Consider the following 10,719-nt stretch of genomic DNA (forward strand, 5'->3'; position numbering starts at 1 on the left):
CGGCCTGAAGGCTAGGATCGACCGTCTCGTGGACATCAATCGCGAGCTGAAGGCCCGGGGTGCCAATATTGAGCACTTCTACGACTACTAGAGAACGGCTGCGCATGCCGCTGCGGATCGCAGGCGCCGTCGCGCTGGTGGTTTGCGGCTGGCTGGCGCTAGCGGTCGGCATGGCCTTCGCCGCAGGCCCTGGAAAATCCATCGCCATCGTCGGCCCGCAGGCCGAGGCGATCGTGGCCGTGGTGAAGGCGAAGGGCCGCATCCTCGTCGCCTATGACTACGTCACCATCGCCCGCTCGGAGGAAGCTGGCTTCGTCGGCCGCCTCTACGCGGCCGGCGCACTGCTGGTTCTCGACGCCGACCAGGCCGGCGGCTGCAGCGGCCTGCCGCCGAAGCGGACGGTGGCGAAGTTGTAACCCCGTTGTCGTCCCGGACAAGCGAGCACAGCGAGCGCGATCCGGGATCCATAACCACAGGCGTTCGCTATTGAGCACGATGGAGCCACAGCTTGCTCTAACAACGCGATCCGGTGGTTATGGACCCCGGCTTTCGCCGGGGCGACCCGTTGAGAGAGCGTGGCTAACCGCTCACACCCCGTACTTCTGATAGAACGTGTTGGTGAACAGCCCATCCGGATCGTACTTCCGCTTCGCTGCGAAGAACGCATCGATCTGCGGATAGGACCGCTGCAACTGCTCGCGCGAATAATAGAGCTGGTACGGCAGGAAGAACCGGCCCTTGTGCGCGATGGTGAGGTCGATCAGCTGCTCGGTCGTCCTCTTCATCTGCCGGTTGCCCTCATCATCCGTGGCCTGGTTGATGTAGAGCACCAGCGAGAAGGCAGGCTCCGGCGAATAGGTCAGGAAGTTTTCTTCCCTGTGCACGACGCGCACCGAGGCGTTGAGCAGATTGGTTTTGTTGTCGATCATGATCCTGCGCAGGCCGTCGACGAACGCGACGAACTGGCTGCGCGGAATGAAATATTCGTGCAGGATATCGGTATCGTCCGGCAGCGCGTTGCGCAAATAGGGCACGGAATCGTGCATCGGATCGTTGCGGTTGACCAGGCACGCTTCCGCCGAGCCGATCGCCTGCGCCCGCGTCACCGTGCAGTTCTCTATGCGGTGCTCGATGTGCTTTTCCGAGAACCACTTCATCTCCTGGAACAGCGGTCCCTGCTTGGAGAGATTGACGGTGAGCCGGCGCAGCTTGACGCCGGAGACTTCGCCGAGCGGCCGGCGCTTGAAGTCGCCGCCATCGACCGTGGTGTAGGTGTAGAGCAGCATCTCCTTCAGAAAGCTGCTCGGCGCGGTCGACAGATGGCCGTACATCAGGCCGACCTTCATGTCCTTGTCGATCTCGCCGGCGAACAGCGCCGGAAACTCCTTGTAGTCGAGCACGCGACGCCCGGTTTGGTAGACGAGGTTGTCGGCGATATCGAGCTCGGCCTCGACGATGACGCCGAACAGGCCATAGCCGCCGACCACGAGATCGAACAGCTCCTTGTTCTCGGTCGGTGACGCCGTCTTCACCGAGCCATCCGCCAGCATCACCTTCATCGACTTGATCGATTTCGCCAGTGCGCCTGCCTGGTGGTCCATGCCGTGGGCGTTGACCGAGATCGAGCCGCCGACGGTGAAGATGTCGGTCGACTGCATGGCGCGTACCGCAAAGCGCGGATGCAGCGCGTTCTGGATGTCGTGCCAGGTTGCGCCGGGCTGCACCGTCACCGAGCGCGAGACTTCGTTCAGCACGATGCGGTTGAAGGTCCGCATGTCGAGCACGATGCCGCCTTTTCGGAACGCCTGCCCGCCCATGCTGTGGCGAACGCCGGCCGTGGTCACCGACAGCTTGTTATCGCGCGCAAAGGTCAGCGTCTTCGCAATGTCGTCGACGCTACGCACCTCGACGATGCCGTAGATCTCGGTCTTGTTGAGGCAGCTCGCGTCATTGATGGCGCCGCCGAGCTGCGACCATCTCACGCCCTGCAGCGGCGCGATCGCCTTGATCTTCTCGAGATCGGTCTTGCCCTGGTCTTCGCTGTTGGCGGTGCGGCAATTCTTCTCGCCATCGGGATCGGCGGCCAGTGCCTGCAGCTTGCGAAAGCCGTAGACGCCGAACAGCACGGCAAGCACGGCGACCGCCGAAACGGTCGCTTTGAACTTCGAGGAAAATTTCTGCATAAATCGATTCCAGGTGGGAACCGGATCATCCCGGCGCTTGCCTCATTAGTCAAATCCACGCGTGTCCGGTTCGAAACAAGCGCAAAAGCGGAGATTCCCTCATGCTGCAAGCATGCCTCAACGGCGGCCGGCCCCGCGACTTTCATCCGGCCGTCCCGCTGTCGGCCGATGAACTGGCCGCGGACGCCAAAGCCGTCATCGCTGCCGGCGCGCAGCAAATTCATCTGCATGTCCGCGGCGGCGACGGCAAGGAAAGCCTGCACCCCGACGATGTCGCACGCACGCTCGCTGCCGTGCGATCGGCCGTGCCTGGCGTGCCGCTCGGGCTCTCCACCGGCTGGTGGATTCCGCCCAAGGGACGCGCGCGGCAGGAACACATCCCGGCGTGGCAGGCCCTGCCCGACTACGTCTCGATCAATCTGATCGAGGAGGATTCCGCCGAGGTGATCGATCTCGCGCTGTCGAAAGGCATCGGGGTGGAAGCCGGCATCTGGTCCGTCGCCGATGCCGAAAAATTCGTCGCCCATCCCGATGCGCGCCGCTGCCTGCGCGCGCTGATCGAGATCAACGAGCAGGATCTGTCCGCCGGAATGGCGGCCTGTCGCGGAATCTTGGCTCTCCTCGATCGCGCCGGCATTGGCCTGCCGCGCCTGCTGCATGGGCTCGATGCCACCATGTGGGACTTCTATCGCGAAGCGCTGGCGCATGGTCTCGATACGCGGATCGGGCTGGAGGACGGCAAGCACCTCCCCTCCGGCGCGGTTGCCGAAAACAATGCCGAATTGATCCGCGCGGCGCATGCGATGGCGGCATGAGCTGCCGTTCTCTCGCTCTCTCGCCGACAACCCGGCGTAGGCTCTACGGACTCTGAACCGCGCTTCGCGGCGGCGTTGGCGGCGCCGCCTGCAATTCGTGCTCGAAATCGCGCAGCCACAGGCCGGCCTTGCGCAAGCCGCCGAACGGAAACAGGTGGAAGCCCGAGATCGCCGCGGTCGCGGACGGCGGCGCGGCCAGCAGGCCGCGCACGACCTCGTCCGGACCGTTGTCAGTGAGCAACCGGCCGAAGCGGCCGATGTGCCCGCGCAACGCGCGCATCGAATTGCCGATACCGCAGCGCAAACCGAACTTCGTCAGCGTCGCCAGCGTCGCCGGTCCCGCCAGGCCGATGGTGACGGGAAGGCCGATGCCGCGCATTTGCAGTTCCGCGAGCCATGTCAGGATCGGCCCGCTCTCGAAGCAGAACTGAGTCACGATATCGACGCGAACGCCGGTCTGCCCTCCCCAATCCTGCCATGCCGACAGCGCCGCGAAGGCGTCCGCACCCTCGAGATACGGGTGTCCCTCGGGATAGCCGGCCACGCTCACCGCATTGATGCCGTGCGCCTCGATCAGGCCGCTGGCGGCGCCATCGCGACTCGATTTGAACGGCCCCTTCGCCGCTGCGACGTCGCCTGCGATCAGCACCACGCGTCTGACGTCGGCCTCGCGCCGGGCCCGCACCAGAAAATCGTTGAGAGCCTCGCGCGAGGGCATTTCGCGCGCGGCGATGTGCAGCACGGGAGCGAAGCCGGCGCGGCGCAGCGCGGCCGCGGTCTCGACATTGTGTCGGTAATTGTCGCCGGGCAGGAAGGTGATGGAGACGTCGGTGCCGGCAGGGAAATGATCGGCCAGCTCTCCGAGATGGCTTCCGCTGGAGGAAACCTCGACAGAAGCGGATGCGAGAAGTCCGGAGAGACGAGCGCTCATGGTCGGGCTCCCGGATCAGACCGGCGCACGGCGCCGCGAGATCACGTAGGTTTCGTCGTTGAACCAGAGGCCGCCGTGCTGGCGCACCACGCGGTCGGTGGCTTCGAGATAGCGGCCGTCGCGCACGACTTCGGAGAGCCGGTCGTCCTCGATCTGCGCCACGTAGATCGCCGCATTCCAGGCCGCGAACAGGGTCGAGGTGCCGATCGGACCGCTCACCTCGTCGGGCAGCGTGTGCATGCGATAGCGGAAGATCGAGCGCGCATCCGAAGAGGCGTTGAAATTGTAGTGGCGCGCCATGCCGCCCAGTTCGTGCTTGACCTGGCGCAGGATGGCGTAGCGGTCGGTCTTGAAGGGATCGTCGCCGGGCCAGACCTGCTCGATGATCTCGATGCCGGGGTCCTTGCCGTGCGAATGGATGCCGATCAGCCGGCCGCCCGGCCGCAGCGACTTCACCAGCGGCGTGATGACCTTCGAGGCCTTGAACTCGACGCCGACGCGCGCCCGGTAAGGCTGCGAGGCAATGACGAGGTCGTAATCGGCCATTACCCGGCCTGGCCGCGGCATGATGGGATCGAGCAGAAAGGAATGATCCTCGCGCCGGATCGTCAGCACGATCGGCCGTGTGTAGACGGGGTTGCCCGAGGTCGGGCTGATGCCGGCTCGCCAGTTCTCGGCGAGGAAGCCTTCGAGGCCGGCGATCTGCTCGGCAAAGCCGTGGGCGGTGTTGCCGGACAGCGTGACGTCCTTCCATATCAATCCCTGCGCAGCGGTGGCGGAGCGCGGCGTCAGCCACGGCGCTTCGCCGTAGTAAAGGTTGGTCACGACCAGCACGGTCGCCGGGTGCTCGAACAGGCGGTCGGCCATCTTCTCCAGCATCAGGCGGACGTCCTCGTAGGAAATCTCCTTGGCCACGACATAAAGCGGCATGGTGGGGAAGCGCGCATGCACGGAGCGCATCACCCGCGACAGCACCGTGCCGTCGCCGACGCCGGCATCGAAGATGCGCAGGGCCGGCGGCGCCGGCTGCAAGCCGGCGAGCTCGAGCGAGACGCGGTTGGCGATCTCGGTCTTCTCGCTGCAAGTGGAGACGAACAGCAGGTATTTTTGCCGGTTGTCGAAGAAGCGGAAGCCGGGCGGCGCTGCCGCCGCCACCGGCGCTGCGCCGTTGCCTGCGCTGCGCGGCAGCGCCGAGCCGTTGACCACAGGCAAATCGGGACGGTGCGAGGTGAGATAGGCGCGCACCTTGTCGAGCGTGCCGGTGGTGATTCTGGCCCCGTCGCGCAGGCGCGACACCAGCTTGCCGTCGTTGACCACCAGGCGGCCGAAAGTGGACTCGGCGGTCTGGGTGGCGCGGCAGAACTCCCGGATCTCGCCGAGAACCTGCTCGGCGGTGGCGGTGGGCTGGCGTTCCTCGATCCGCATGGTTGATCCCCACGGTTTTTCGTCGGCCAATCAAGGAGAGCCAGGGAGGGATCGTCAACCACAAACCAAGTGGGCAGGATTTGTGGGCACACGCCCAATCCAATAACGCCGCCGGCAACAAACGCAACGGCACGGAGTCGGAAATCCGTCATGGCTAACGTGACGGCCATTGCGGCGGATGACTGCCGAGCGGAAGCGAAGGCCGGGCCCAGAACGCTGGTGTCCTCGAAAGAATCGAGGACGGCTTGACCGAGCTTAGTTGCCCGTAGCCGGACGTCAGCTCTTCCATGAAGGACCGTATGCTTTCGCCCTTCAGGTCCTCGGTTTTCAGCCCATCGTCGAGCCGGCCGAGATTCCATAGCCAGCGGCCGGTCTGCGCCAGCGAGACCCGTACATGCCAGCTGCCGCCCTCGCGGGCCTGGCGTGCCTTCGCCATCATGGCGCCGAACGCCATGAAGTAGCCGGTGGCGTGGTCGAGCATCTGCGCCGGCAATTCCTTCGGCCCATCGACGCCGGCCGCCACGCCCTCGGCATGGTTGAAGCCGGTCGACGTCTGCACCAGCGAGTCGAAGCCGCGCCGCTCGGCCCAGGGCCCGGCATGGCCGTAGGCCGACAGCGTCACATAGACGATGCCCGGGTTGAGCGCGGCGGCGTCCTCCGGCGCAAAGCCGAGGGAAGCGAGCGCGCGCGGCCGGTAGCCTTGCGAGAGGATGTCCGCCCCTGCCAGCAGCTCGCGCATAGCGGCACGGCCGGCCTCGCTCTTCAGCTCGATGAAGCAGCAAAGCTTGCCGCGGCCATTGTCGATGGAGAGCCACGGGATATCAGGCAGTTCGGGGCCGGACACCAGCAGCACGTCGGCGCCGTGCGCGGCCAGCGTGCGGCCTGCGACGGGACCGGCGATAACGCGCGACAGATCGAGCACGCGGATGCCGGCGAGCGGGCGATCGCCTTTCGGCCAGGGTTTTGGCGCGGCATCGCCAATCTTCTCGATGGCGATGAGCGGCAGTTGCGCCAGCGCCTTGGCGTGCGGCGTTGCCTGCCATTCGTCGCAGGAGCGCATCATCGCGACGACACCGCCGGCGGCATGGGCCGCGGTCTCGAAGGCTTCCGCCTCCCATCGCATCAGCGCCTTCTGCACGTCGTCGCGTTCGGCCTTGCAGTCGAGCACCTTGCAGACGGCGGCGCGGTGATGCGGAAAATTGGTGTGCAGCCGCACGAAGCGGTCATCGCCGGTCCGGTAGATTCCGGCGATGGCGTCCCACGCCGGCGGCGGCGGCTTGCCGGCAACGCGCAGATATCGCTCGGAACGACACTCCACCGTGGCATGGCGCATGTCGACGGCAACGCCCTGCGCCTCGCCAGAGCGCAGTCGCCAGATTTCGGCGGCGGCAAGAGCGGGCGCGGCGATGCTGACTTGCGCGGCAGCGCCCATGCGGAATGACGATGGCAGCTGCGGCTCTTCGCCTGATAGCGTCACCGCATCGAGCGCGGCGGGATCGCCGCCGGCGGAAGTCCAGACATCGCTGAGAATCTCGCGAGGACTTTGCATTGCCATCACTCGATCTTGTGCTTGATTGCTTCGAAGAAAGGTGCCCGCATCTCACGGCCATGCTCTAACGGCTTCGAACGATGTCCCACCGCTGAAGGAGTTGCAATGGCTGCCATCGATCCCCTCACCGCGGGCGGCGTGCTGCTCGCCACCGCCCTCACCGACGCCGTCTACGTCATGTTCACCGCGGCCGTGGTGGCCAAGAAGCGCGTGCCGGCCGCGACCTGGAGCAGTATCTGGTACGTGCTGTCGTCGTATGCGGTGATCAGCTACACCGAGAACTGGATCTACGTGGCGTTCGCGGGGTTGGGATCGTGGCTGGGTGCGTATTTCACCATCACCTTCCTGCACCGCCCGCCCGGCGGCCCGCCGGTGGGCGCCGCGGTGGAGTGAGAAGCGGTTCGCGCGACCGTTTTGTAGGGTGGGCAAAGGCGCCCTTGCGCCGTGCCCACCTTTACCAGCGTGCTCGCGATGGTGGGCACGCTTACGCTTTGCCCACCCTACAGCTTCTGTGCGATCAGCCAACGTCGTCATTGCGAGAAGCGAAGCGACGAAGCAATCCATCTGTCCCCGCGGGGATAGATGGATTGCTTCGCTTTGCTCGCAATGACGGTGGAGAGACATGCGCTCTCATTCTCACGGCGCGATTTCGCCTGAGGTTTGCATCTTCGTTGCTCCCTCTTTGGAAAGAGGGCGCAGGGAAGGCCGGGCGCTGGCTGCGCCCGCAGCACCGTGTGCAAAAAAGTGGAAGAACGCACACGGGTTTGACAGGTACAGCCGAGGCATCCCGGCCTTCCCCACGCAATGGCTTTACGGCTTATACGTACTCTCCCCGGTGAGCGGCCTTTGTTGTCACCGTTGCCGGGCCCGCACAGGCGGGCCGGATAGACGCCAGGGTCGCGGCGCCAGGACCACACGATTTCGCCGTACGCTGCCGCGTTTCGTCGGGCGCAGAAAGCGCCTGACGCGGCAAGCGTCCATCGCAACCCGCGCCACGCTCGGTGACGATCGCGCGAACGTCCCTCATGGCGGCACGGGCTGGGATGCAATCTAATTCTGATTTACGTAAGCATCAAGATCAATTTTTCTGATTTTTGATATTTTGGGGTCAGGGGCCAGAACCAGAAGCCCTTGATATAGGTCTCAGTACGGGAATATGCTTCGAACCGCATCCTTTCCTTGTCCCGACCTCGTAAACTTTACGGAGGTAAAGATGGGCGCGCGATTGTTTGTGCTTTTCACCACCGCGTTTTTCATGACCAGCGTTTCGGCCGATGCCGAAGACACCTTTTCACTCGAGCGACGTGCTACAGCGAAGAGCGTCAATCGATATGGTGACGTTCCGTTGGGAGCGGTCATCCGTACCGACGAACGTTACAACCAGAATGGCCTATTCCAGGGCCCGCGTGGCTGGGCCTACTGGAATCTTCTGCCTGACCCCAAGCCCTATCAGAATCCCAACCTATGGCCCGATCAGCGGCCAACATATTTTTTCGGGCAGCTCGCGATGCCCGCTGGAAGCTCACTTACCCTCCGGGGAAGATATCCGTACGCGCGCTATTTCAAGTTCAACCTGTACAAGTTTGAACGCAACACCTTCGTCGCCATCCCCGGCGCATCACTCGCGGGCTACGATATTGAACCCGACGCCGGCTCAGCCAATCCATACAAGATCGGCGCGGACCGTCTGGTGCCCAATCGCAATTTCACGCTCCGGGTGCTCGCCGAAGACCCGCCGGCAAACGCAGTCGACCGTCCGAGGAATACGATTTATGCCGGCAGGGACGAAAAAGTAGTACAGGCCGGTTTCCGCATCTATGTTTCGGACATGGGATATGATGGCGCGGGTTGGGGTCCTTCGGACACGCCCTCCCTTGACGGTCCTGGCATCACCTATCAGGGCATACTCCCCGACGGGACTCAGCTCTCGGGTGAACAAGTCGTCAAGCAATGGGGCCGGCCGATGGGCTCGGCGCCTCCGCCGCTCAGTGTGGATCAATGGTACAAATTGATCGATGCAAAGGACAACGACCCTGCGCTAACGCCCGCGACGGCGCCCGCTCGCCGCGATCCCCAGTTCGAACTGTTCTGGGGCATGAAGTACACGGTCGCCGGTGCGTTCATGAAACCCGAGGACCGGGCGAAGATCACGGTCGCGACCGAGATGGAGGGTGGTGGCGATCCCACCACCGAGTACATGGTCAACTATCTCTCTCGGCAGTTCGGCCCCATCTACGTTTTTCGGGCCAAGCTGCCGACTTTCCCGGACACCTTTGCGGGTGTCGGGACAATGACCGAGGGCCAGGTTGCCTACTGGTCGGTGGTGACGGTCGCCTCCGCACCTTCGGGCGAACTGTGGGATGGCGTCTTCGACATGCAGGTGCCCCTAGACAAGGAAGGCTATTACACGATCGTCGTCAGTCGTCCGGAGGATCGGCCAAAGAACGCGACGAACGAAAACGGCATCGCATGGATCGACTGGGGCCCCGGCGAGGGCCTGAGCGATCCGCGCAACCGTAAGGACTGGGGCATGTTGCTCATGCGCTTCATGGTCCCGCAGAAAGGTTGGGAGTTTAGCCCGGCGAAGGTCACCAAGCCCGGCACGGAAGCTGCCGTCATGGGGCCGTACTATCCGCGCGGCTACTACACCACGAAGGCTGAGTTCGAGGCCGAGGGGCCGCTGAAATAGACGATTATCAGCATCGGGGGAAATTATGAAACGATATCCCAGTCACCGGCCCTCATCGGCGGCGCATTCCTCGAAAGCGGGCGCGATGGCAGCGTGTGTTTTGCTGTTCGGCGCCGTCTCCCTGGCGCAGGCAGAGGGAGTCCTCAAACCGGATACGGTTGATAAGACGCGCGATATGCGGTTTTGCGAAATTCTTGTCGTGAAGGCTAGAGGCATCGAGGTCTACAATACGACCGGGGTCAGCGACTGCCCGGCCCAACTGTGGAATGCGCTCGACACGGCCAAGCTCCGCCGGCAATTCAAGGCGCTCAAGGTCGAAAAGAACGGACCCCATTTCTGGATGATGGACTCGCAAACGGTGTCGTTCGGAAGCAAGGCATCGTTCGGCGGGATTGATGCGCGGTGGGTAGCCCGCCTGCCGCTGCTCACGGCGCTGGAAGCCGCGACGGGCTCAAAGCCCTACAACGTCTTCAACCCGAAGAAGACCCAGAGAATGGTGTACGCCAAGGGCAAGCCCGTTTACGAGCTTGTCGACCCCGACCGCAACGTCTACGTCCTGCAGGCGCACGAGGAAAAATTTCCGGCCGATACGCTGGCCAGTCTTGGCGAAAAGCTGAAGCTACCGAGCGGTTGGAAATTCCGCAGCCGGGATCTGAAGGAGGATATGATATTGGACCTCAAGTCGGATCAAACCATCTACGCAATTGGCGACGAGTATCATCAGTACTGGACGCGAGTCCCCAATCTCAAGGCGAATTGACTTTGGACCAAGCGAGCGCGCTGCTGAATCGATCTGGCGCGAGAAACGCGCATTGCACTCCACGACAACGATCTTCACATTTAGTGAAAATCCCGCGAGGCCGGCAGGATGCGGACGTTGCGGGGGTGGCGGATTTTCTGCGCGGGGTTGTCCGGATGCTGGCGGCGGTCGTCGTGCAGCGGCTCGACCAAGGCCGGGCCGTTGGGCAACGCGGTGCGCGAGAGGGCGTCGTTGGCAAGGCCGATCAGATCGTGCGAGCGGTCGGTGAGGCGTTGCGCCACGAGATGCGTCACTTCCTCGGGACTGCTCTGGATGTAGCCCTCGACCAGGATCAGGCGGGCGCCCATCACCTCCTTGCGGTATTGCT

The 10,719-nt window shown here is 63.8% G+C and carries 10 protein-coding genes; 5 read left to right on the forward strand and 5 right to left on the reverse strand.

All coding sequences use genetic code 11. From position 1 onward, the window contains the following. Nucleotides 1-104: 104 nt before the first annotated feature. Nucleotides 105-416, forward strand: coding sequence for a hypothetical protein (locus tag ACT4OC_RS32400; RefSeq protein WP_444843145.1), 312 nt, complete (start codon nucleotides 105-107; stop codon nucleotides 414-416). A gap of 171 nt (nucleotides 417-587) precedes the next feature. On the opposite strand, the gene ACT4OC_RS32405 is transcribed toward ACT4OC_RS32400, so the two are convergent. Continuing rightward, nucleotides 588-2,183, reverse strand: a complete 1,596-nt coding sequence (locus ACT4OC_RS32405; protein WP_444843146.1) for an FAD-binding oxidoreductase — start codon at nucleotides 2,181-2,183, stop codon at nucleotides 588-590. Nucleotides 2,184-2,284: 101 nt separating this feature from the next. On the opposite strand from ACT4OC_RS32405, the gene ACT4OC_RS32410 reads away from it, so the two are divergent. After that, the gene (locus ACT4OC_RS32410) at nucleotides 2,285-2,998 is read left to right on the forward strand and encodes a 3-keto-5-aminohexanoate cleavage protein (protein ID WP_444843147.1); all 714 of its coding nucleotides are present in this window, start codon (nucleotides 2,285-2,287) and stop codon (nucleotides 2,996-2,998) included. A 43-nt stretch (nucleotides 2,999-3,041) separates the two neighbouring features. Here ACT4OC_RS32410 and ACT4OC_RS32415 read toward each other — a convergent pair whose 3' ends face one another. From ACT4OC_RS32415 to ACT4OC_RS32425, 3 genes are all read right to left on the reverse strand, one after another. Further along, nucleotides 3,042-3,929, reverse strand: a complete 888-nt coding sequence (locus ACT4OC_RS32415; protein ID WP_444843148.1) for a hypothetical protein — start codon at nucleotides 3,927-3,929, stop codon at nucleotides 3,042-3,044. A 15-nt stretch (nucleotides 3,930-3,944) separates the two neighbouring features. Next, nucleotides 3,945-5,354 (reverse strand): hypothetical protein, encoded by a 1,410-nt coding sequence (locus ACT4OC_RS32420; protein ID WP_444843149.1) that lies wholly within the window; start codon nucleotides 5,352-5,354, stop codon nucleotides 3,945-3,947. A gap of 154 nt (nucleotides 5,355-5,508) precedes the next feature. Next, entirely contained in the window at nucleotides 5,509-6,903 is a 1,395-nt protein-coding gene (locus ACT4OC_RS32425) for a CoA transferase (RefSeq protein ID WP_444843150.1), read from the reverse strand. Between the two features lie 105 nt (nucleotides 6,904-7,008). On the opposite strand from ACT4OC_RS32425, the gene ACT4OC_RS32430 reads away from it, so the two are divergent. The 3 genes from ACT4OC_RS32430 to ACT4OC_RS32440 all read left to right on the forward strand — a co-directional run bounded on the left by ACT4OC_RS32430 (nucleotide 7,009) and on the right by ACT4OC_RS32440 (nucleotide 10,352). Beyond that, nucleotides 7,009-7,296 carry a hypothetical protein gene (locus ACT4OC_RS32430; RefSeq protein ID WP_444843151.1) on the forward strand — a complete coding sequence of 96 codons (288 nt, stop codon included), beginning with the start codon at nucleotides 7,009-7,011 and terminating at the stop codon, nucleotides 7,294-7,296. Nucleotides 7,297-8,116: 820 nt separating this feature from the next. Further along, nucleotides 8,117-9,592, forward strand: a complete 1,476-nt coding sequence (locus tag ACT4OC_RS32435; RefSeq protein ID WP_444843152.1) for a hypothetical protein — start codon at nucleotides 8,117-8,119, stop codon at nucleotides 9,590-9,592. Between the two features lie 25 nt (nucleotides 9,593-9,617). Next, on the forward strand, nucleotides 9,618-10,352 hold the full coding sequence (locus ACT4OC_RS32440; RefSeq protein ID WP_444843153.1) for a hypothetical protein: 735 nt from the start codon (nucleotides 9,618-9,620) through the stop codon (nucleotides 10,350-10,352). A gap of 80 nt (nucleotides 10,353-10,432) precedes the next feature. Here the strand turns inward: ACT4OC_RS32440 and ACT4OC_RS32445 are convergent. Beyond that, nucleotides 10,433-10,719 (reverse strand): hypothetical protein (locus ACT4OC_RS32445; RefSeq protein ID WP_444843154.1); only part of this gene is annotated, 287 nt, incomplete at its 5' end.

The organism is Bradyrhizobium sp. (assembly GCF_052389815.1).
Taxonomy (GTDB): Bacteria; Pseudomonadota; Alphaproteobacteria; order Rhizobiales; family Xanthobacteraceae; genus Bradyrhizobium.

Coding starts and splice junctions, on each gene's coding strand:
- ACT4OC_RS32415 (WP_444843148.1), bottom strand. CDS start 3,929: ATGAGCGCTCGTCTCTCCGGACTTCTCGCATCCGCTTCTGTCGAGGTT.
- ACT4OC_RS32400 (WP_444843145.1), top strand. CDS start 105: ATGCCGCTGCGGATCGCAGGCGCCGTCGCGCTGGTGGTTTGCGGCTGG.
- ACT4OC_RS32405 (WP_444843146.1), bottom strand. CDS start 2,183: ATGCAGAAATTTTCCTCGAAGTTCAAAGCGACCGTTTCGGCGGTCGCC.
- ACT4OC_RS32430 (WP_444843151.1), top strand. CDS start 7,009: ATGGCTGCCATCGATCCCCTCACCGCGGGCGGCGTGCTGCTCGCCACC.
- ACT4OC_RS32425 (WP_444843150.1), bottom strand. CDS start 6,903: ATGCAAAGTCCTCGCGAGATTCTCAGCGATGTCTGGACTTCCGCCGGC.
- ACT4OC_RS32435 (WP_444843152.1), top strand. CDS start 8,117: ATGGGCGCGCGATTGTTTGTGCTTTTCACCACCGCGTTTTTCATGACC.
- ACT4OC_RS32410 (WP_444843147.1), top strand. CDS start 2,285: ATGCTGCAAGCATGCCTCAACGGCGGCCGGCCCCGCGACTTTCATCCG.
- ACT4OC_RS32440 (WP_444843153.1), top strand. CDS start 9,618: ATGAAACGATATCCCAGTCACCGGCCCTCATCGGCGGCGCATTCCTCG.
- ACT4OC_RS32420 (WP_444843149.1), bottom strand. CDS start 5,354: ATGCGGATCGAGGAACGCCAGCCCACCGCCACCGCCGAGCAGGTTCTC.